Source organism: Burkholderia sp. 22313, assembly GCF_052045245.1.
Lineage (GTDB): Bacteria > Pseudomonadota > Gammaproteobacteria > Burkholderiales > Burkholderiaceae > Burkholderia.
This window is the reverse complement of the sequence record NZ_JBQEON010000027.1, coordinates 44090-67063: the sequence shown is the minus strand read 5'-3', so window position 1 is coordinate 67063 and position 22974 is coordinate 44090. Positions and strand designations below refer to the sequence as shown.

General features: G+C 70.3%; 9 protein-coding genes. 2 read left to right on the top strand and 7 right to left on the bottom strand.

Going from position 1 to position 22974, the window contains the following annotated elements; all coding sequences use genetic code 11:
- Nucleotides 1-53: 53 nt before the first annotated feature.
- The 5 genes from ACTJKF_RS21615 to ACTJKF_RS21595 all read right to left on the bottom strand — a co-directional run bounded on the left by ACTJKF_RS21615 (nucleotide 54) and on the right by ACTJKF_RS21595 (nucleotide 17123).
- On the bottom strand, nucleotides 54-13475 hold the full coding sequence (locus ACTJKF_RS21615; RefSeq protein WP_440625928.1) for an LWXIA domain-containing protein: 13422 nt from the start codon (nucleotides 13473-13475) through the stop codon (nucleotides 54-56).
- Between the two features lie 235 nt (nucleotides 13476-13710).
- A complete protein-coding gene (locus ACTJKF_RS21610; RefSeq protein ID WP_440625926.1) occupies nucleotides 13711-14514 on the bottom strand; it encodes a lytic transglycosylase domain-containing protein in 804 nt (267 codons plus the stop codon).
- The gene (sctR, locus tag ACTJKF_RS21605) at nucleotides 14511-15185 is read right to left on the bottom strand and encodes a type III secretion system export apparatus subunit SctR (protein WP_040140436.1); all 675 of its coding nucleotides are present in this window, start codon (nucleotides 15183-15185) and stop codon (nucleotides 14511-14513) included. The genes ACTJKF_RS21610 and sctR overlap by 4 nt, the downstream gene beginning before the upstream one ends.
- Before the next feature lie 3 nt (nucleotides 15186-15188).
- Nucleotides 15189-16349, bottom strand: coding sequence for a type III secretion system cytoplasmic ring protein SctQ (gene sctQ, locus ACTJKF_RS21600; protein WP_440625924.1), 1161 nt, complete (start codon nucleotides 16347-16349; stop codon nucleotides 15189-15191).
- A 378-nt stretch (nucleotides 16350-16727) separates the two neighbouring features.
- Nucleotides 16728-17123 (bottom strand): winged helix-turn-helix domain-containing protein, encoded by a 396-nt coding sequence (locus tag ACTJKF_RS21595; RefSeq protein WP_440625922.1) that lies wholly within the window; start codon nucleotides 17121-17123, stop codon nucleotides 16728-16730.
- A 434-nt stretch (nucleotides 17124-17557) separates the two neighbouring features.
- Here ACTJKF_RS21595 and ACTJKF_RS21590 point away from each other — a divergent pair, with 434 nt between their 5' ends.
- On the top strand, nucleotides 17558-18760 hold the full coding sequence (locus tag ACTJKF_RS21590) for a Fic family protein (protein WP_440625920.1): 1203 nt from the start codon (nucleotides 17558-17560) through the stop codon (nucleotides 18758-18760).
- A 109-nt stretch (nucleotides 18761-18869) separates the two neighbouring features.
- On the opposite strand, the gene ACTJKF_RS21585 is transcribed toward ACTJKF_RS21590, so the two are convergent.
- Together ACTJKF_RS21585 and ACTJKF_RS21580 are read right to left on the bottom strand one after the other, a co-directional pair.
- Nucleotides 18870-21080, bottom strand: coding sequence for a molybdopterin cofactor-binding domain-containing protein (locus ACTJKF_RS21585; protein ID WP_440625918.1), 2211 nt, complete (start codon nucleotides 21078-21080; stop codon nucleotides 18870-18872).
- 2 nt (nucleotides 21081-21082) lie between these two features.
- Nucleotides 21083-21544 (bottom strand): (2Fe-2S)-binding protein, encoded by a 462-nt coding sequence (locus ACTJKF_RS21580; protein WP_440625916.1) that lies wholly within the window; start codon nucleotides 21542-21544, stop codon nucleotides 21083-21085.
- Nucleotides 21545-21723: 179 nt separating this feature from the next.
- Between ACTJKF_RS21580 and ACTJKF_RS21575 the strand changes: the two genes are divergently transcribed.
- Nucleotides 21724-22650, top strand: coding sequence for an AraC family transcriptional regulator N-terminal domain-containing protein (locus ACTJKF_RS21575; protein ID WP_440625914.1), 927 nt, complete (start codon nucleotides 21724-21726; stop codon nucleotides 22648-22650).
- Nucleotides 22651-22974 lie beyond the last annotated feature (324 nt).

The following is a 22974-nucleotide window of genomic DNA, read 5'->3' as shown; positions in this document are numbered from 1 at the left end:
GCGCGCCGGGCACGACCGGCGCGCACCCCGCCGCGCCCGGCATCGCGCCGGGATCAACCCACGACCAGCGGCGTGCCGACCGACAGGCGGTCCGGATCGCGCGCGACCGACGGATTGAGCTGCAGGATCTCGTTCAGCGCACGCGCATCCTGTTCGCCGCGCGGCATCGCCTGCTGAGCGGCGCGCGACACGTGCGCGGCGTCGAGCAGCGACTGGCGGTGCTGGTCGGCGATGACCCACAGCGAATCGCCTTCGACGACGATGTACGGCTGCGCGGCCGGCGCGCTCGACGTGGGCGAGGGGACCGGCGCGGTTGCTGGCGCCAGGTGCGCATGCGTGCCTGACGGCGGCCCCGCCGGCGGGGTGCCCGGCTTCGTCGAGCCTGGCGACGACGTCGGTTTGCCGCCGCCGCCTCCACTCCCACTTCCACTTCCTCCGAACGCCGTATAGAGCCAGTTGCCGACGTAGATGCCGATCGGCGCGAGCAGCAGGATCGTCGGCATCTTGCCGGTGACGCGCTTCGTCAGGTTCGGGAAATGCGTGTCGGCGCGCGCGAGCGCGAGCAGCGTCGCGGAACTCAGCGACGAGATCGCCATCGGCAGGTTCGCGTGGATCGTCGGCGCCGAGCCGACGAACGGCCCGATGTAGCCGCCCGCGATGCTCGCGAGGTCGGATGCCGTGTCGATGAAGCGCACGACGCGGCTGCGCCGCTCGATGCTCAGGTGCGTGAACGCGCTTGCCTGGACGAGCCCCGTGTAGGTGAGGCCGAGCAGCGCGCCCGTGGTGCCGAGGAACGGCACCAGCGAAGGATCCTGGAGCAGCGTATGCAGCGACAGCTCGCCGAGGCTCGCATAGCCGGCGATCGCCGCCGTGCGGCCGACCTTGCCGAGGAAGCGGCGCGGATTGCCGTGATGGAGCTGCTGGATCGACGTGCCGGCCAGCACGCCCTGCATCTGCTGGACCATGTCGTTCGCGATCAGCTTCGTGTATTCGACCGTCTTGTCGGCGGGCAGCGACTGCCTGCGATGCAGTTCGAGCTGCAGGTTGATCTTCGCGCGGCCTTCGTCCGCCAGCCGAAGCAGCGACGCGCGACGTTGCGCCTCGTCCATCCGGTGCGCCGACAGCTGGTTGTTGAGTCCGCTCATGAAGCGGTCGATCACATGGTTGAAGAGCCGCGGATCGCCGCTTTGCAGCGCGCGCAGCGTGTCCTGGTGCAACGCCTGGACGAGGCGGCCGGTCCGCACGCCGACGAACGTCGTGTTGGCCGCCTGCTTGTAGTCGGTCGGCGTGAGGCCGATGTGATGGACCGCGACGCCGGCGCCGATGCCGACCAGCCCGGACAGCACGTTCCGCCAGTTGAGCAGCGACCATGAGCGCTCCACCTGCTGCAGGCGCAGCGCATTCAGTTCCGCGTGGGCGGCGAGCGGATCGTCCGCGGCGACGTGCGCGACCGCCTGCGCGCTGACGAGCCGGCTGTCGCTGACGGGCAGCGAGTCGTCGACGAGCAGTGCCGATTGCCGGACGACTTCGCGCCACGGCGTGAGCCCCGCCGCGACGTCCCCGCCGTCCACCAGCGTCGTTTCCTGTTCGGGTTCGTGCAGCCGGGCGCCGATGCTCGCCAGCCAGGTCTCGGTGTACTTGCGGCCGGCCGCGTCTTCGGCAGGCGCATCTTTCGGGTGGGCCGCCCAGGACCGGGTCGCGAACGTCGCCGTCGCGTAACGCGCGCGGTTCAGCAGTCGCGTCGTGTTGCCTTCGTAGATCCCCTGTCGCAACGCGGCGATCGCGTCGGGCTGCAGGCCCTTGGCGCGGCCGATCCGGTCGATTTCGGCCAGCAGCATCTGGTGCTGGTCCGCCAGCGTGGCGCGGTCGACGCGCTCGAACACGCGCGTCAGCGCATCCGAGCCGTGCAATCGCGCGAGCTTGCTGTCGTTCGCCCGGGTGCCGCCCGGCGCGGCGGCTTCTGCCTGCGCACGGTCGACGAGCATCGTGGCCAGCGCGGTCGTCAGTTCCTGATTCGCGATGAAGTCGGCGCCGTGCGTGGCGTACGACAGGCCGACATGGACCCATTGCAGCGTCGGACGGTCGAGCAGCGAGTCGACGAGCGCGAGATGGCCCGCGCCCGGCACCGGCTCCGGCACGGCATCCCACCCGTGAAACGTCACCATCACGTGGGGCGCGGGGCTGCCTTCGTTGTCGGCAGCCCACGATTCGAGCAGCGTGCCGAGGCGCGCGTGATGGTGATAGCCGTCGTTGGTGCCGGCCAGATGCCGGTTGTCCTCCGACGACACCAGCGCGCGCGCGGGCGCCATTTCGAGGCGCAACAGGAAACCGGCTTGCGATGCCGCGTCGAGCCACCGATGCAGATGCGCCTGGGTCAGGTCGTCGAGATGCAGGGTGTTGCCGTTTTCGCCGGTGATCGTGCCTTCCCAGTAGTCGATCTTCGCGTTCTTCTGGTTGCCGATCGATTTCACGTCGCCGACGAATTCCGGGTCGTGCTTCGCGCCGCGCGTGGCGTTGAGCGTGTGCGGATCGATCGGGATCGTCACGACCGGCATCACGCCGCCGTGGCGAAGGATCTGCCGGACGAACGGCGCCGGATCGTCGGACAGCCGGTACGCGCGGCTCATCGGCACCACGCGGTTGCGGAACGCGTCGCTGCTCGCGAGGAACGCGCGCCGCAGCGCGCGATCGGTGGCCGCGGCCGTGCTCAGGCCGCGCTGCGCGCGCTTCCAGAACGGCACCGGCGCGGTGCGCGCACCGCCGCCGGCCCAGTCGCGCGCCACGTACAGCGGCATGCCGGTCCCGCGCCACGCGGCCGCGTCGGCCATCATCGCCGGCGGCGGCGCGTCGGGCGAGGTGTCGATCAGCTCGAGCGCCGCGAGGCGCGGGTCACGTTCCCGCTTCGCGAGCGCATCGATCCGTTCGAGGTGCGCGAACAGGCCGGACACGTTGCCGTCGCCGTACAGGCGCTTCCATTCGACGAGCGTCGCGCTGACGAGCGACGGCTGGTAAGGCCGGATCCTGAGCTTTGGGTTGACGGGCGCAGGCTGGCCACGGCGCTTGGCCTCGTCCTTCGCGCTCTGGATCTCCTTCTTCAGCGCGTCTTTCTCGCGGCGCACATCGCGGGCCTGATTGCTCGCCCACGTGCGCAGCGCCGCGAACGTGCCGGGCGACTTGCCCTGTTTGATCGCCTCCAGGTGCGCGAGGCGCCGCTTCAGCGCCGCGAGCCGCGTGCCGCGCGCATGCGCGGCCAGCTCGGCGGGCGTCAGTTCGGTGAGCAGCAGGTGAATGTCGGCGCCATACGGGCCGTTGCCGATCGGCGACGACTCGAGCGGGATACCCCGGCTGGCCGGGTTGCGCGCGTCGTGCCACGTCAGCTTGCCGTTCGCGTCGGGCACGAGCATGCCGTCCGGTGCGTCGAGCCGGTCGGTCAGCGGAGCGGTGGTGTCGTAGACGTAGATGTGATGCTTGCCGGCTTCGAGGCCGCCGAATTCGGCGACGCTGAGCAGGTGCACGGCGTTGTGGCCGCTGAAATCGAGTGCCGCGCGCTTGCTCGCGGGCAACACGTTCTTCTCGAACAGCCGCGTGGCCGGATCCGTCGCGCGCGTGCCGCCGGCGGGCAGGGCGGCGCCGGTGCGCCCGCGCCCGAGCATCGCGGCGGCGCGGTTGCGCGTGAGCAGCGCGGCACGGCGCGGGGCGTTGAGCGTTTTCGTGAGCCCCAGGTGGCCGAGATAGCGCAGGCCCGGGCGCGGCAGCTTGTCGGGCTTGGCGGCTTTCGGCGGCTTGACCGGATCGAAGCGGTTGCCGAGTCGTTCGAGCATCGCCGGGTCGATGCTGCTGACCGCGAACGACATTCCGCGCCGGCGCGCCCGTGTGAGCGGCACGCCGTGCGATTTGCCGTGCGGCCGCACGCGCACGTGCGCACGCCGCGGGTAGGCGTCGGCCAGTGGTCGCGTCGCAACGCGGGTCTGCGCAAGGGGTGCGTTCTCGTGGTATTGCCAGACGCCGTGCGCGCTGTCGTAGCGCGCGTGGCCGCGAATCTCGCCGCTTGCCCGGTCGATCGCGTAGATCGTGTCCGACTCGCCGGCCGCTCCGATCGCCTGGTGCGCGTTGCGGTACTGCTTCGTATTCCTCCCCAGTGCGTCGATCGCGTCGACGTAGCGCTTGCTCACGCGGCCGGGCCGCGTGAATTCGACCGTCTTGCCGTCGCGCGCCGGCTCGATCTTCGCCACGCCGCCCAACGCCTGCAGTTCCTTGAGCGACACCGGCGACGCGTGGAACGCGAAGAGGCGGCGCGCGGCCGCGGCCTGCGTGCGATCCGTCGCATCCAGTGCGGCGTTCAGCGCGGCAACGAGCGAGTGCTGTTCGTCCGGCGTCAGCGTATTGCCGACGAACTTCGGCGGCGTGATCGCGCCGTTCGCATCGATGCGCGCGGTCGCGACGAATTCGGGCACCGCGGCGGGCGTCACCTTGCCGGCGCGCGTAATCAGCAGTTCGGTATCGACGCCGGTGTGCCGCACGAGCGCGCGCAGCGACGGCGCACGCGTGCCGTCGACGCGCTTGAGCGTGCGCATCCCGCGTTCGTCGAGCCATGCCCGCGCCCGCGTCATTTCCGCGCTGTCGGTCGCGTAGCGGCCGCGCCGTGCGCCGCCGCGCGCCGGTGCCGCGAGCGTCATCGGCACCGGCTCGCCGGCGAACTCGGCGCGTGCCTGCTCGCCGTACAGCGCGCGATAGGTCGGCTTGCCGGGCAACGACGTGCGCATGTCGCCGAAGGTGTCCGCGAGCGCGTCGAGCGCGGCCGGATCGCCGCTCGCGAACGCGTGTGCCGCGGCGCGGGCGAGCGCGTCGGGAAGTTGCACGTGCGCGGCGATGTCGGGGCCGCCGGCGGCGAGGATTTCATCGCGCACGCGACAGGCGTTGAGTTGCGCGCGCGCCTCGGCGAGCAGCAGGCTCCGCACGTACGCTTCCGGGCTGCTGCGGTCGATGCCGAGGGTGTCCGTCGCGATGTCGACGCCGTGCTGCGCCTCGTGCGCGAGCGCGAACACCAGCGTGCCGGCGCGCCGCGTGTTGCCGTCGAGGACGATCACGCGCCGCGCCGCGTCCACGTACTGGCCGCCGCCGGGGGCGCCGAGCTTCACCTTCCAGCCGTCGCGCCGCGCGAGCCGCATCTGGTCCCGCAGCGTCGGCGACAGGGCGGCCAGCGCGTGCATGTGCAGCTTCAGCGCGATGCCGCGGAAGGTCGTGACGACGTGCGCGATCGCGCCGCGCCGCGGCGCATAGGCGCCGGCTTCGTCGAACGCCGGATGCGCGAGCCGGATCCGGCCGGTCATGACCCCGTGGTGGATCTTCGCCGCGACCTCGTCGATTCTTCCGAGTACGCTGCCGTCCGGGTCGGCGCCGGGCAGGACTTCGCCGGGATCGTGCAGCATCACGTCGCCGTTGCGGCCGAACAGCACCTGGAAGTCGTACAGCAGATGGTGGGTCTGCGTGACGCGGCGGATTCGTGCGAGGTCCGCCAGCCCGCTGCTCGACACGATCCGCGGCAAGCCGAAGCCGAACTCCACGTCGACGCTGCTGATCTGCGCGGACGGCTTCAGCACGACCCCGACGCGGTTCGCGACCGTGAACGGCCCGTCGGTGGTGCTGGTCGGCAGCTTGTAGACGTCGCGCAGCATCGCGAGCCCGCCCTGCTCGAGCCCGACCGCTTCATAGGCATCGGCGAGACCGTCGATCGACTCGTCGCGGTACACGCCGATCGCCTGTCCGGCACCGCCGTCGAACACGGTCTTGTAGGCGCCCGAGCCCAGCACCGGCCCGAGGAAATCCGCCGGATCGGCGGGCCGCGCGGGATCGCCGTCGAGGGTGAGGCCGCCGTGCACGGGGTCGACCGACAGTTCGCCGAGCGACGGCTGGCGATACGCGGCCGGCACGTAGCGGTTCATCCCGGACAGGTCGGTCAGCGCGCCCGCGGCGCCGACCGCATCCGGATGGGCGGTGTAGATCGCGCGCTGCCACAGGTTCGCGAGCTGGGCGGCCGCGCCTTCGTTCGCATGCCGCGTCGACAGGATCGTCGTATAGCCCGTGTCGGAGGGCGGCGGATTGAACAGCGTGAACGCGTGCGGATCGACCGGTTGCCCGTCGGGGCCGAGCAGCGTGCCGTCGTGCAGCGTCTCGGCGGGCACGATGGCAAGCCGCCTGGCGGGATCGATCAGCACGCGGCCGTCGCGCAGGAACTGCAGCGTGTCGAACGGCGGCGGGCCGCCGGCGCCGAACGGCGACGCATTGCGTTCCGCGTTGGCCTGCGACCATGCCGCGCGCTGCGCCTGGATCGCGCGCATCGACTGCGGCCCATCTTCCCCGTCGCCGCGCGTGGCGCGGGTCTCCGGTGCCGGCATTGCGCGCGTGCCGTGTGCGCGGCCGCGCGCGTAGGCATCGCCGTAGAACGCCGTGTAGGTCTTGCCGCCCGCGCCCGACACCGGCGCGTCGGCGAACGCGTCGGCGAGCCGTGCGACGGCGCGGGCGCGATCGTGCCACGGTTGCCACGCGTCGGCTTCGCGCTGCAGCGCGTCCGGCAGCCGCACGTGCGCGGCGATGTCGATTCTGCTGGCCAGCTTGATTTCGTAGCGGGCCTCGAACGCGTTGAGCTGCGCGCGCGCTTCGGCTTCGAGCGCCGTGCGCGTGAAACGGCCGCGGCCGCTGTAGTCGAGCCCGAGCGTGCCCTGGATCGCCTCGACCGCATGCCTGGCCTCGTGCGCGAGCACGTACGTCATCGATGCGGGGCCGGCCGCCGCGCCGTCGAGTGTCACGCGCTTGCGCTTCGTATCGATTCGGCTGCCGCCGCCGCGCTTGCCGACGCGCACGCGCCAGCCGCTCGCGTCGAGCATGCGCAGTTGCGTCGCAAGCGTGCCGGACTGCAGCGCGAGCGCGCCGACCTCGTCGGGCAGCGGCGCGCCGCCGATCCGCATCCGCACGCGCGTGATGATCGACGGCTTCTGCGCGAACGCGTCGGGCGGCAGGCGCTCCGGTGCATTCAATGTGATCCAGCGCATCACGCCGTTCTCGATTTCCGTGAGCCGCGACAGCGACAGCTGATGCGACGCGTAGTCATGCCGGATCCGGCCGGGATCGCTGACCAGGAAGTCGCCCGTGCTCGTAAAGATGCCCTGCAGGTCGAAGCCGATGTCGGATTGTTGGAGCACCTCGCGCAGCTTCAGGATGTTCTGGAGCCCCGCGAACGAGATGACGGGCGGCAGCTCGCCTGCCGCGAACGCGTCGCTGTGGAACACGCCGAGCGGGCGGACCAGTGCGGAGACCACGCCGCCGAGCGCGCGAAACGGCCCGTGCAACTGCACGGTGCGGATGCCCAGCCCTTCGAGTTCCTGAAGCGCGTGTTGTTCGTCGGTCACGAGCTGCTCGTCGGCCGCGCGTCGTGCGTCGATCGTCGCGGGCGCCTGCTCGTGCGCCGACGGCGTCGGGCCGTGATCGACCGTGGCGAGCACCGCGTCGTCGCCGAGCGCGAACGCGGTCTTGCGCGCGCCGGCCCCCAGCAGTTCGCCGACGTGGTGCTCGACGTCGATCCGCGCGCCCGGATCGCCGGCGAGATGGACGCCCCCGGCGTCGGCCGCGAGTTCGCCGATGGCGTGCGGTGCCGTGGGCGCCGGATCGAAGCGGTGGAACACGCGCGTGTCGAGCAGCGCCGCATCGTCGCCGACCGCCCGCTCGGGCGGCGCGTAGACGGCGCGCTGCCATACGTTCGAGAGCCGCGCGGCGGCGGCGTTGCCGCCGTGCCGCGCGGACAGCACGATCGTGTCGGCGCCCTTGATCAGGCTCCACGGCGCCATGGCGAGCGCATATTCGTGCGCGCCGACCGGCTTGCCGTCGACCAGCAGCGTGCCGTCCGGCAGCGTGTCCGCGTGCAGCACGAGCAGGTTGCGGTCCGGCAACGTCGCCAGGTGACCGCCGCGGTGCGCGTGCAGATCGGCGGCGTCGGGGGTCGGGCGCGCGTCGCCGAACGGCGACGCGAGCACCGCGTGCGCGTGGCTCCAGGCGGTGCGCGCGTCGAGGTGCGCCTTGCCGTCCACCGCATCGCCGGCGTCGTGCATCCGCGGTGCGGGCAGGTGGCGGGGGAGGCCGCCGCCGCGCTTCTGGTGCGCCCAGACGTCGTCGTAGAACTCGCGATAGGTCTGCGCGTCGCGGCCCGATACCGGCGCCTCGGCGAACTGGTCGGCGAGCCGCCCGACCGTTCCCGTGTAATCGTTCGACGGGCCTTGCCAATCGACCCCCTCGCGCGCGATCGCCTCGGGCAAATGCGTGTGTTCGGCGATGTCGACGCCGCTCGACAGGGCGATCTCGTAGCGGGCCTCGAACGCATTGATCTGCGCGCGCGCCTCCGCTTCGAGCGCCTTGCGCGTGAAGCGGCCGCGATTGCCGTAGTCGAGGTTCAGCGCGCCGGCCATTGCTTCCACCGCCTGTCTCGCCTCGCTTGCAAGCGTGTACGTGATGCTGCCGGGGTCCTGCAGTGCGCCGTCGATCGTCATGCGGCGCTTGCGCGGATCGATGTGGCTGCCGCCGCCGCGCTTGCCGACCTTCACGCGCCAGCCGGCATCGTCGAGCATGCGCAGTTGCGTCACGAGCGTCGCCGACTGCATCGCGAGCGCTTGGGCGGCCTCGGGTAGCGGCGCACCGCCGAAACGCATCTGCATCCGCGTGAACCAGCCGGGGTTCTGCGCGGCGGCATCGGGCGCGGCGGGCTCCGTCATGTCCGGGTGCGCGGCCACGAGGTCGCCCTCGGGCAACGCTGCGACAGCGTGCGCCGTTGCGGGTCGCGGCTTTGCATCGTTCGCACGGGAGGGCGGCACCGCGCGCGCTTCGCCCGGTGCCGTCTCGTCGCGGGCAGGCGCACGCTCCGCGGCATCGGTGCGCTCGGGCCGGACCAGCACGAGAATCCGGTTCGGCGGGCTGAACCGGCCGTCGAGCGCGTTGGCCGGTTGCCGCATCGCGGCGGGATTCGGCACTTCGGGCTCGTTCGGGCCGCGCTTGCCGGCGAGCACGATGACCGTATCGTTGCCGGGGTTGCGCGGCGGGCTCGCGTGCGGTGTTTCGTCGGGGGCCGCGGCGCCGGGCAGGCCGCCGGCCGCCATGGCGCCTTCCGGCGCAGGGTCGAAGCGCAGCACACGCGCATCGGCGCGCAACTGGCCGTCGGGGCCGAATGCATCGGGCGCGGCCGCATAGACGGCCTTCTGCCAGCGGTTCGCGAGTTCCGGCGCGAGTGGCGCATCGTGCTCGCCCGCGACGACGATGACGGGATCCTGGAGATCCTGCGGGCGGATGGCGCCGCTGGCGGGGGCGTCCGGCCCGGCGCCGTCGCGCACGATGTACACCGTGCGGTCGCCGACCGCCATCGGCTCCGCGCGCGGCCCGCGCGGTACCGCGATGCCGGCCGGGTCGGACGTCGCCGGGCGCGCGGCGGGCGCCTCGTCGGTGAGATCGACGACCCGGACCGCGACGGTCGAGCGTGCGCCATCGGGCGCCGCGCGATGGCCGGCGCCGGCCGGCGTATCGGTCTCGAGCGGGCGATACTGCAGCGCGTGTGCGTCGGCGCTGCGCCGGTTGCTGGCTGCATTCGTCGCGTGCTCGGCAGCGCTTTCGTCGTGCTGCGCGTCGACGCGCGCGCGCGCCTCGCTCGTGCGCCGCGTGCTGCGTGCGTCGGCCGCGGTGCTCGCCGCTTCGTCCTGCACGGCCGTCTGCGCGAGGCTGCGCGCCGCCGGTTCGGCGCCGCCCGCGGCGGCATGCGCGTCGCGCGCCTGCTGCAATGCGCTGTCGAGCAGGTCGAGCGGTGTTCTCGCCAGGATCTTCGGCGTCGTGCTCATCCGCCCGCCGGGGCCGAACGACAGGCTTTCGCCCGTGTCGGTCAGCGAGTCGATCCGCGTGCCGTTGGTCCAGTTCTTGTCGGACGCCGACACGAGCGACAGCTTGCCGTCCTCGCCGAGCACCACGGATTCGCCCGCCGGCAGCGCCTTGCGCGACGCGCCGTCGAGCACGCGGATCGGCTTGTCGTCGTAGGTAAGCACCTTGCCGCCGGCCATCAGCGTGCCGTCGCGCGACACCGTCACGCGCTCGCCGTCGAGCGTCGCGCGATTGCGACCGGCCGCGAGCGACGCGTCGCCGCCCTTGTTCAGCAGTTGCCCGATCGTCTGGCCGTCGACCGTGACCGCCTTGCCGTCCGTCGTGCGCGCGACGAACGGCCTGCCGGTGCGATTGACGACGCTCGTGACCGCGCGCTCCTTGAGTCCGCCCGCGGCCATCAGCGCGAGGTTGGTGAAGCCGCCCACGAGCGCCTGGTTGCCCGCCTTGGCATCGTGGTTCCAGTAGTCGACACCGGCCTCGACGAACGACTCGCCGGCACCGGCCACGCCCGTCGTCAACGCGGTGGCCTTCATGGTGCCGTTGAGGATCGACGCGACTTTCGGCGTGCGCGTCAGCGCCGTGACGGTTCGCGTGAACAGCTTGCTGCCGACGAGCTTCGCCGCGCCGGCCGCGCCCATCGGCACCAGGTTGATGAAGTCCGAGCGCGCGCCCGCGTCGCTGAACGGATTGATGCTGCGACCGTGGTCCGCGCGGTTCGCGAGGTCGAGCGCCGAGCTCGTCATCGTCGCGGCGATCGACGTATAGGTCATGCCGGCGCCGACCACATTCAGCGTCGCGCCGAGCGGCAGGCCGAGCACCGTCGCGTCGAGCACGCCGCCGATGCCTTCGAGCACCATGCCGCCGATCAGCATCCCGAGATTGAGCTTGGTGCCCGTCAGCGTATTGAGGAAGCTGTCGAAGCCGCTGTCGTGGTGCGCGGCGCGCGACACGATCTGCAGCGAACCGTCCGCGTTATGGCCGGTCGCGATGTCCACCGTGCCGTCCGACGACAGCTGGTTGTTGTCGATGTAGTCGTTGATGTCGTGGTACGTGCCGCCCGTCTCGTCCACGAACTGCGTGCCGCCCTTGGGGTCCGTGACCTTGAACAGCGCGGTCGTCTGCATGCCGGTGTCTTTCGCGGCATACACGATCGGCAGCACGCTGATCTTCGTGGCGGCGCCGCCGCCGATCTTCAGCAACTGGTCGCGCACGCCGTCGATCGCCGACAGCTTGTCCTTGTCGGTGAAGTGCGTCTGCGTATCGGTGGCGACGGATGCGGTCGACGACGCATCGCCGCCGACGTCCGGCGCCATGCCGAGCGCGACGCCGATGAGATTGCGCTGCTGCGTGTCGCTCAGCTTGCCGAACTCGATCGTCGCACCGTTGCCGGTGTTCGCGCCCGCGGCGTCGAGCAGCGTGTTCGACAGCTCGCTGCGATGCGCCTCGTAGAAGTCGTGCTGTGCCTTCACGAAGTCGTTGTGCGCGTCCGTGCCGTCTGTCGTGTAGCGCAGCCGCTCGTCGAGGCCCGCGTCGAACTGGTCCATCAGCACCTGCTGGTGTGCCGATTCGCTCAGCAACTTCAGCCGCTGCACCGTGTTGTCGGCGTTCTGCACATCCTGCTTCGCCTGGTCGAGCTGGCTCTGGTACGGGTTCGGCAGCGGCGGCGTATAGGCCGGCAGGATGTCGCCGTCGGCGATTTGCCGGAAGCGCGTCGGTGCCGGATGCGACGCCTGCCAGTCGTCGTATTGCTGCTGGACCGTCGTCAGCGCGTCGTGCTTCTGCGATTGCTGGCTGCGTGCCTGGGCGAGCGCCGCGTTCGTGGCGCGCTCGTTGACCGAATCCGACAGGCGATCGTTGGCCGCGCGGATCGCGCCCGCGGCGACACGCAGACGTTTCGCATCGGCCAGCGTCGGGCCGGTGGCCGCCGTGGCGCTCGTCGCCGGATCGGTCTGCGACGGCGCGAGCGGGCCCGTCAGGAACGGCGCCGTGCCGGGCCATGTCGGGTTGCCGTTCGGCGTGCCGCTCCAGATCGGGTTGGCCGTCGGGTTCGTCGTCGAGAGCGGCGATGCAAGCAGCGGTGCCGCGCCGGGCAGGTTCGCCGCGCCGTTCGCGGGTGCGCCGGCCGCGTTCCACGGCGGCGGCGAAAATTGCAGCGACGCATTCAGCGGGTTCGGCTGCACGCGGCACAACGGCGGCGGCTTCACCGTGGCTTCGATCTGCGCCGCCTGGTCGTCGTACTGCTGCGCGAGCGATCCGCCGTACGCGACGACGAACGCGTCGTGCGCGATGCTGGCCTGCTGCTTCGCCATCTGCAGCTGCGTGTACGGGTCACTGGGATCGTCGTCGATCCTCGTATGCTTGCCGTGGAAGTTCGCCTGCAGCGTATCGACCTGCTGTTGCGCGGACAGCATCTGCAGATAGCTGCCGCTCGTGCCCGCCGTGGTTTGCGCGTGATCGAGCGCGGTCTTGTCCTTCGCGATCGCGCCGGGCACGATGACCGTCGGGCCTTCCTTGCCGTTGTCCGCGTCCGATCGCTGCTGCGCTTGCGCGAGCGTCACGCCGTCGTTCGCCGCCGAGAGCGCCGCATTGGCGTAGTTCGCCTCTTTCGCGGCGGTCGTGACGGCCTGCTGCGCGGCGTCCGCGGAGGCCGGTGTTTCGGGCAGCGACACTGCCAGGTTCTGTGACGCCAGCGCGTCGTTCAGCTTGCCGACGCTCGCATCGACCGCCGACTTGTAGTCGGGATCGGCGAGGTACGACTGGAACTGCGCATAGGCGAGATTCGAGTTCGAGATATCCGCGTAATACCTCGACGCGCCGGCGGCGGCTTGTGCGTCGGCGATCTGCCAGTCGTCGTACGCACGGATCTGGACGGGGTTCTTGCAGTCGCTCGCCTGCGGTGCCCAGTTCTTGTCGTTCGGATCGTGCGGGTAGTCGGGGAACAGCGCCTGCAGCGCGGCGAGCTTCTGGGTGGCGAGATTCTGCGCGTCGCCCGGGTTCGTGACTTCGCCCGTATCCGACTGCACCATGCCGGCGGGCATGTCGTTCGTCGCCTGTTCGCCGTACAGGATCATGTAGCCGGCGTCGGTCGTGACGTTCAGGTTGCGCTGCGCGCTGTCGGCGGCGGTGCGCGCCTTCGCGTAGTCGGCCTGGGCGGCCTTGCGTTCGTCGGGGGTCGACTCGGGATCGTGGTTGGCGATGCGCAGCACGTTCTGCGCACCCTGCAGCGATTGCGACGCGTTGTCGTACTGGGTCTGCGCGTCCTGGATCGCCTTCTGCACCGCGCGGGTCTTGTCGTTCTCGACCGTGATGTCGGGCGGCGGCGGCGTGTATTGCGCGGCCATGCTCTGGATCAGCGACGTCGCGGACGCGATCTCCGCGTTGGTCGGCTTCGACGGATCGGTGGTCGGCGTCGCAATCACCGGAATCGGCGGCGCCACGCTCGGGTTGGCCGGGCCGGCCGACGAATCGTCCTGCTTCGGCGGGGGCGGCGGCGCGACGACCGGGTCCAGCGTTTCCGACAGGAAGCGCTGCCAGTTCACGCCCAGTCCCATTCCGTCGATCGACAGCATGCTCGTCTCCCTTGACTCGCGCGAGGTGCGCCCCGCACGGCGCCACGTGCGCCACGATGCGATCCGACGAGTGTAGGGGCACGGATCGCGGCCGGATCCTCGCTGATTCGTAGCGCGGCATCCGGGCCGCCGCGTGCGCGCGCGGGAGGCTACGAGACGCGCGCGGCCCCGCGCCGGCGGCGTGCCCTGGGCGGGGCGGCCGATGCTCGTGCCCCGAAATACGGGCCGCGCGCCGTCACTGATCGAGACACCGCACGCACAGCCGCCTTGCCTGGTTCGCCGACAATCCGCGGCACATCATCACGACCGGGCGCGCATGGCACGACGGCGCGTCGGCGGATGCCGCGGGCGACGCGAGCCTGTGCGCGCGGTCGGGCGGCGTGGTCGCGGCGGCGTCCATGCGCCGTTGCCGCGCGGGCGGCGGCGTATCGCGCACCACCGGAATCGGTTCGACGCCGCCTTCGCGCGCGTTGCGCTGCGCGCTCGCGACGACGCGGCTCACATAGCCGCTCGCAAACCCGGTCGTGAAGTTGCCGCTGTAGTAGCACGACAGCGCCGCGCGCAACGCGGCCTGGGCGGGACGGCCGGTGTTCGCCGAGCGCGCGAAGCATTCGGTCAGGATCGCGCCGCCCGCCTGCAGGTTGCGGCACGGTTCGAACATCGTCGTGTCGTCGAGGCCGTATTTCGCGAAATTGCGCTCGTTCACCTGCGCGAGGCCGACGCTGTAGCTGAAGCCGCGCGCGGCCAGCTCGCTCGCGGTCGCGCGCGCTTCGTCGAGCGATGCGGGCTGGCGCGTCAGGTGGCCGCCGACCACGCCGATCGCATAGGGATTGAAACCGGACTCGGTGCGCACCAGCGCGGCGAGCGTGTCGGGATCGACGTTCGGCGCGCACGCGCGTGCGAGCTGCGCGAAGCCCGCGGCGTTGCCGGCCGCGTGCGCGCTGCGCGGCTGCATGCCCGCGCACGCGAGCGTCAGCGCGAGCAGCGTGACCAGCGCGCCGAGGTGCGCGACGCCGCCGCGCAGGCCGCGCGCGTTCATCCCGCCCCCGCCACGCGATACGACAGCACGAGCCCGTGCACGAGCAGCGACCAGCCGTCGAGCGCGACGAACAGCAGCAGCTTGAACGGCACCGAGATCGTCGTCGGCGAGATCATCTGCATGCCTAATGCAAGCAGGATGTTCGCGACCAGCAGGTCGACGACGATGAACACGATATAGATCACGAAGCCGATCTGGAATGCCTTGGTCAGCTCGGCGAGCGTGAAGCTCGGCACCAGCACGAGCAGGTCGTCGTCCTTGATGCCGTCCGCGCGGTTCTTCGGCCATACCGACGTCGCGGTGCGCACGAAGAATTCGCGATCGCGCTGCCGCGTGTGCGACACCAGGAAATCCTTGATCGGCGGCAGCGCGGCATCGGCGAGCGCGCCGATATCGGCGGTCGACAGCTGCCCCGATGCGTCGAAGTGGCGTGCCTGCAGCGCGTCGCGGATCGACATCCCGACCGGCGCCATGATGAACAGCGACAGGATCAGCGCGATGCCGTTCAGCACGAGGTTCGGCGGCACCTGCTGGATGCCGAGCGCGGAGCGCAGCAGGCCGAGCACGACCACGAGCTTCGTATAGCTCGTCACCATCAGCGCGGCGAACGGCGCGATGCCGAGCGCGGCGATCACCGCGATCAGCGCGACCGGATTCGGCAGGTTACCCATCGTTCAGCGCTCGCGCGGCGCGGGCTGCGTCAGCGTGACGACGCGCACGCCGAGCTTCTGGCCGACCGCGATCAGGTGGCCGGTGCCGATCAGCATCCCGTTCGCGACGAGATGGATCACGCTCTGGTTGATCCCTTGCTCCAGTTCGATGACCGCGCCCGGTTGCAGCGTGCCGAGCTCGCCGAGCGGGATCGACGTCGGCGGCAACTCGAAACGCAGGTCGACCGCGAGGCCGTCGAGCGTGCGCGGCGCATCGTTCTGCGGCGCGTCGTGCGCGGTCGCGGGCGGGGTGTCGGTGCGGGTCGGTTCCAAAGGCATCTCCCTGATTCGTTCGACGGTCAGCCGCGGGCCCGACGGCCGTCCGGTGATTTCCCACGCGGGCGCAGCCGGCACCCGGGCGACGCACAGCAGGGTCTGCTCGTGCGCGCGCCAGCGCTCGATCGCGATGATGTCGCCGCTGACGACGTCCGCCAGCTCGGCCATCGTCAGCGCGGTCCCGCCGATCTCGAACACGAGCGGCACCGGCAGGCTCGCGTAGGCCGCGTGCGTGTCGGGCCGCGCGGCCGGTGGCGTCGCGAAGAACACCGCGAGCGCGTCCGGCGCATCGAACAGCAGCGCGCCGTGGCAGCGCCAGGCCCCGTCGGCGCGGCGCAGCTCGAAGCGCAGCGCGGCCGGCGCGGTGCGCCACGCGGGCACGCTCGCGGGCGGCGGCAGCAGTTCCACGCGCTGCCGCGTCGCGGCCTGCAGCACGGCCGCGAGCGGCGCGGCGAGGTCGGCGAGCAGCGCCGCGCGGATCACGGCCGGCACGGCCGGGTCGGCCGCGTCGCCGAGCCATTCGGTTTCCGCGACCGGATCGAGCCATAGCGTGCCGGCCGCCGGGCCGACGACGAAGCGGTACGCATGCGCATCGGCGGCCGGTTCGGCATCGACGCGCCAGCGCACCTCGCAAGCGTGTTCGCCGAGCGTGACCGGGATCGCGGCCGTCGCGCCATACGCATGCGACAGCCCGCGCGCGGCAGCGGCGGACAGGCGCGGCAGGTAGGGCGACGCATCGAGCGCGACCACGGCCGGCGGGGGCGGGACGGCATGCGCGGTGGCCGCGGCGGGCGGGACCCGGTTCGCGGCGTCGCCGGCGTCGGCATTCGTCAGGGACAGCGCAGGCACGGCGGGATCGGGGCGGATTCGGCGTTGGTTCGACGGGTTGCGGTGGCCGGCGGCGCAGGGTGCGCTCGGCTGCTGCGTCGATTGTAGGGACGGTGTCGGCCGCGTGCCGCGCCGGAATCCGTAGTCGCGCGCAGCGCGCGGTGGCGCGGGCGGCGGTGAGCTACGAAGCCGGTTGCGGGGTGGCGTGGCGGGAGGGGGATGGCGGTACGGCGTGGCAGCAAGCGCACCCGTGTGCGCCGCCGCAAAGGCGGTCGCCACCGTGAGGCGGCGATCGTGTCGCGGCGGCGCAGGCATGCCGGGCCGCCACGCGCTGCAGGTCGAACGTGCCGCGCGGCGGGGGAGCGTGGCCGGCGCGCCGCGCGAGCGGGCCGCCAGGCGTCATGCGTAGTCGGCCAGCGCCGGCTGCGGCGCGGCGCGCAGGATCGGCGCTACATCGTGGCGCTCGACGTGCGTCATGGCCGCGCCGAACAGCACCAGCCGATAGCCGACCGCATAGATCGGGATGATCCGCAGGTTCTTGTCGTGATCGAGTTGCAGCTTCGAACGGATGCGCGAGATATGGGTATCGAGCGTGCGCGACGATACGCCGAGCTCGCGGCCCCAGACCGCTTCCTGGATCGCTTGCCGCGGCACGATCTTGTTCATGTTGTCGAGCAGGAATTCGACGACGTCGAATTCACGCGGCGTGACGTCGACGACCGTGTTGTCGATTTCGATCGTGCGGCGCACGAAGTTGATTTTTATATTGTCGATGTACAGGTATTTGCAATCCATGTGGCCCTCGCATGTCCGTATAGGAGTGTTGCGGGTCATGTACTGCAACTTCCGGGCCAGGGGCGGATCGTCAGGGCGGGGCGCAGGGCGCGAGCGGGGCGGGCGGCGCGCCAGCCTTGAATCTGAAAGAATTTTTAACGCGGGACGAGCGGCGGGCTTCGCGAGGGCCGGATCAATATTGAAGAATTGTTACGTAGCATCAATCGGGAAACGTTACGGGCGTTACGGAGGGCGTAACGTGGGAAACGGTGGCGACGATGCCGAGGCTTTCGCACGGCATGGGGCGTAAAATCACGCCGATAAACCCGACATGGAACCCTACATAAGACTCTACTTGTATCAATTGAAATTTCATATAAATCATGAGGTTGAATGGGTATAATTGCCGACAGTGAACCCTACATTCAACCCTACATGAAGTCCGACAGCGAAGCATGACGACCGTTGCTGCCTTCGAACCGTTGTTTCCCGAGGATCGCGTCCTCGAAGCGCTGCTCGATCAGGCCGGGCAACTCGTCGAATCGTCGCAGCGATTGCTCGCCGTGCGGGATACCCCGTTGGCCCGCGCGCTCGTTCCCCAGTTGCGCGCCATGAATTCGTACTACACGAACAAGATCGAAGGTCAGCATACGACCCCTGCCAAGATCGAGGCCGCGCTTCATCGGGACTACTCGACCGATACCGTCGAGCGCAAGAAGCAGCGCTTCGCGGTCGCGCATATCGCAGCGGAAGCGGCGCTCGAGGAAGAATGGGCCGCTCTTCCGGTCGCCGCGCTGTTTGAACCTGCGCGCGTCCCGGTCATCCACGAACGGTTCTTTTCCTGTTTGCCCGAGGATGAACGCGTCACCGAGGACGGACAGGTCATCGTTCCGGGCGAGTTCCGGCGCTCGGATGTGACGGTCGGGCGCCATCTGGCGCCGGAGCCGGAGATGATCGAGCCGTTGCTGCAAGCCTGGGCGGTGCGCTACGCCCGCATTCGCGCGAAGGAATATCAAGTGATCGCGATCGCTTGCTCGCATCACCGTCTGGCCTGGGTACACCCGTTCATGGACGGCAACGGCCGTGTCGCGCGTCTGCATTCGCATCTTGGGCTGCACGCCGCCGATCTCACCCATGGGCTGTGGTCGCCGCTGCGCGGGCTGGCGCGCGAGCATGCGCAGTATTACGCGAGACTAAGCGAAGCCGATCAGACTCGGCGCAACGATCTGGATGGCCGGGGCAACCTGTCTCAGGAGGGGCTCGTCCGGTTTGCCGGATTCTTTCTGGATCGCTGCCAGGATCAGGTCGGATTCATGGTCCATATGACCGAGTTCGGCGGGGTGACGGGGCGTATGCTGGATCTGCTGCGGTACCTGGAATTCAATCCATGGGCCATCGGTTCGGAAAGATCGGTCGTCAAGGCGGAAGCCGCCGCGCTGGCCATGGAATTCGTCGCACTGCGTCGTACCGTCACGCGCGCGGAATTCGCGCAGATGCTTGGCGTAAGCGACGTGCTGGCGCGCCGTATGGTTCGGTCGTTGCTCGACTTCGGGTTGCTGACTTCGCCTTCACACCGCGGTGATCTTTCGTTCGGGCTGCCGCTTGCAGCACTTCGATTTCTTTTTCCGAGGCTTTGGCCGGAAGTCGAACAGGAGTGAGCGATCCGGGCGGCGCGTGTTGCGGGCCGCGGGCGGTGTTGCGGAATGAAAAACCGGCCGCGCAACGTTCCCGTCACCCGGCCGGCCTGGCGTTTCGCCTTGGCGCGCGTCAAGCCTTCGCGCTATCGCCCGAATCGAACGGCAGCACGTAATGCCGCTTGCCGGTCGCTGCGAAGATCGCGTTGGCCACCGCCGGCCCGATCGGCGCGACGCCCGGCTCGCCGACGCCGGTCGGCGCCTGCGCCGACGGGACGATATGCACCTCGACCTTCGGCATCTCCGCCATCCGCAGCACGTGATAGCCGTCGAAGTTGCGCTGCTCGACGTGGCCGTCCTTCAGCGTGATCGCGCTGTGCAGCACCGCGCCGAGCCCGAAGCCGATCCCGCCTTCCATCTGCGCGGCGACGATGTCGGGGTTGATCGCGATCCCGCAGTCGACCGCGCACACCACGCGCTCGACCTTCACCTTGCCGTCGGCGTCGACCGACACCTCGGCTACCTGCGCGACATAGCTCTTGAACGCCTCGGCCACCGCGATCCCGCGCCCGCGGCCCTTCGGCAGCGGCTTCGCCGGATCCCAGCCGGCCTTCTGCGCGGCCAGCTCGAGCACCGCGCGCAGGCGCGGCTCCTTCGCGAGCAGGTCGCGGCGGAACAGGTACGGATCCTTGCCGGCCGCGTGCGCGGCTTCATCGATGAACGCCTCGACCGCATACGCGGTGTGCGAACTGCCGACCACGCGCCACCACAGCACGGGCAACCCGACCTGGGTGGTCGTGAGCTCGACCGACACGTTCGGCACCGCGTACGGCAGGTTCGCCGCACCCTCGACCGACGTCGCGTCGATCCCGTTCTTCACCATGAACGCCTCGAACGGCGTGCCGGCGAGGATCGACTGGCCGACGATCCGGTGCCGCCAGCCGACCAGCCGGCCGTCCGCGGTCAGCCCCGCGTCGAGCTTGTGGAAGTACATCGGGCGATAGAAGCCGCCCTGGATGTCGTCCTCGCGCGTCCATTGCAGCTTGACCGGCTTGCCGTCCGCGCCGAGCGCCTTCGCGATCGACACGGCCTCGACCACGTAGTCCGACCACGCGTTCGCGCGCCGGCCGAAGCTGCCGCCTGCGTACAGCGTGTGGATCTGCACCTGCTCGGGCTTCAGGCCCGCGACCTTGGCCGCGTTGCCCTGGTCGACCGTCTGGAACTGGTCGCCGGCCCAGATCTCGCAACGGTTCGCCGTCAGCTTGACGACCGCGTCGAGCGGTTCCATCGGCGCGTGCGCGAGATACGGGAATTCATAGGTCGCGCTGACCTTGCGTGCCGCGCCGGCGATCGCCGCGTCGGCATCGCCGTCCTTGCGCGCCGACGCGCCGGGCTTCGCGGCGAGCTGCCGGTATTCGCGCATGATCTCGTCCGAGCCGCGCTTTTCGGCGTTCGTTTCGTCCCAGTCGACCTTCAGCGCGTCGCGGCCCTGTTTCGCGGCCCAGAAGCCGGTCGCGACGACCGCGACGCCGCGCGGCACCTGCACGACCGCCACCACGCCGGGCACGGCCTTGGCGGCCGTCGCGTCGAACGACTTGACCGTCGCGCCGAAGCGCGGCGGGCGCTGCAGCAGCGCGACGCGCATGCCGGGGAAGGTGGTGTCGAGCGTGAAATGCGCGGTGCCGTTCGACTTGGCGGACGCGTCGACGCGCGGAATGCGATGGCCGATCAGCTTGAAGTCGGCCGGCTGCTTCAGCGCGACCTTGTCGGGCACCGGCAGCTTCGACGCATCGGCGACGAGCGTGCCGTAGGCGGCCGTCTTGCCGCTCTTCGCATGCGTGACGACGCCGCCCGCGGTGGTCAGCTCGCCGGCCGGCACCTTCCAGCGCGCGGCCGCGGCCGACACGAGCATCGCGCGCGCCTTGCCGCCCGCTTCGCGCAACTGCTGCCACGAGTTCGACATGGCCGAGCTGCCGCCCGTGCCCTGCATCGTGCCGAACGCGAGGTTCGCATAGCGCTTCGCATCGGCCGGCGCGCTTTCGACGCGCACGCTCGACCAGTCGGCATCGAGCTCCTCGGCGACGATCGTCGCGATGCCCGTGTAGGCGCCCTGGCCCAGTTCGACGTGCTTGGCGATCACGGTGACCGCACCGTCGGGCGTGATGCGCAGAAACGCGTTCGGCGCGAAATCGGCGGCGGGTGCCGTCGCGGCGAGCGCGCGGCGGCCGAGGCCGGCCCATTCGAAGCCGATCGTCAGGCTGACGGCGGCCGCGGCGCCCGCGGCCTTCAGGAACGTGCGACGCGACGGCTGCACCGCATCGCGCTTGTCGAGATCGATCGTCATGGTCAGGCTCCCAGCGTCGCGGCCGCGTCGTGGATCGCGGCCCGGATCCGGGCGTAGGTCGCACAGCGGCAGAGGTTGCCGTTCATCGCGGTGTCGATGTCCGCGTCGGTCGGTTTCGGGTTTTGCTCGAGCAGTGCGGTGGCCGACATGATCTGGCCGGACTGGCAATAGCCGCACTGCGGCACCTGCAGCTTCACCCAGGCGGCCTGCACGGCCTGCGCGGGCTTGCTCTGCAGGCCTTCGATCGTGGTCACGTGCTTGCCTGCGATCCCGGCGAGCGGCAGCACGCACGAGCGGACGGCCTGGCCTTCGAGATGGACCGTGCATGCGCCGCACTGCGCCATGCCGCAGCCGAACTTCGTGCCGGTCAGCCCCGCGTGTTCGCGGATCGCCCAGAGGACGGGCATCGACGGATCGGCGTCGAGCGTGACACTCTTGCCGTTCAGGACAAACGTGGTGGGCATTTTTTGTCTCCGTGGGGAAAACCCGGCATGCGCCGGTCAGGTGGCAGTGTGCGTGAGCGGCCGAATTTTACGTCTACCCAATCCTGCAAATTTATTGAACAATCCTGCAAATCCCCGGCACGGCGCCGGGCGTTTCGCTATGCTCCCGCGATTCAGGGAAAGGAAGCGAGGACTCCGTCATGGACATGACCGATATCGCGGCGTCGCGCGAATCCGGGCGGCGCGAACTGGCGTCGCTGATCGGCCGTTTCGCGCCGACGGACGGCTCCCACTCGACCGCCGTGCCGGCACTGATGCTGCACCGGCACGGGCATCCGGTCGATCTCGGCTGCGGCGTGTCGCGCGCCGCGCTCGTGATTGCCGCGCAGGGCGCGAAGCGCGTGATCGTGGCCGGCCACGCTTACGAATACGACACGCAGAATTGCCTGATCACGTCGATCGACTTGCCGATCCTCTCGCGCGTCACGCAGGCGTCGCCGGATGCGCCGTACCTGTGCCTGTCGCTGACGCTCGATCCGCAGCGCATCGTCGAACTCGCGGCCGAGATGCGGCTGCCGGAGCCCGATGCGGGCCCCGAAGGCGAGGGCATCGCGCTCGCCGAGCTGACGCCGCCGCTGCTCGATGCCGCGCTGCGGCTGTTGCGGCTGCTCGATACGCCGGCCGACATTCCGGTCGTCGCGCCGCTGATCGAAAAGGAATTGCTGTACCGGCTGATGACGAGCGGGCAGGGCACGCGACTGCGGCACATGGCCGTCGCGGGCAGCCAGACGCACCGGATCGCGCGCGCGATCGAATGGATCCGCGATCACTATGCGGAACCGATGCGGGTCGACACCCTCGCGCAGGCGGTCAACATGAGCGTGTCGTCGCTGCACCATCATTTCAAGCACGTGACCACGCTGAGCCCGCTGCAGTACCAGAAGCAGTTGCGGCTGCACGAGGCGCGGCGGTTGCTGCTGCGGCAGGGCGGCGATGTCGGCTCGGTGGCCGCGACCGTCGGCTACGAGAGCGCGTCGCAGTTCAGCCGCGAATACAGCCGGCTGTTCGGCGCGCCACCGATGCGCGACGTCGTGCATCTGCGCAAGAAGGAACTGCTCGGGCCCTGACGGCGATGCAGGTCGTGTCGATGGCAGCGAGCCGGCTGCCGCGCGTCGCATGTTTCGCCGGCGCCGGCTGACGGACAACCCGCATGTCATGGGCGCCGCACGCAGGCGCGATCGGGGTAGCGGCACGCACGGCCGCGCCGCGCATGCGTTTCGGTTTCACGCATGCATCCCGGTAGCGCGCGAGCGGATGCGGCGATTGCCGGCCGGATGCGGCCCCACGGGTCGACACGCGCAAAAAAAGTCGCGTGATGACGGATTTTCAGCGTCAATCGCGCGCGGCACGAACCTGTTTCAGCAATGAGATTCCCGGTCGATATCGCTTCG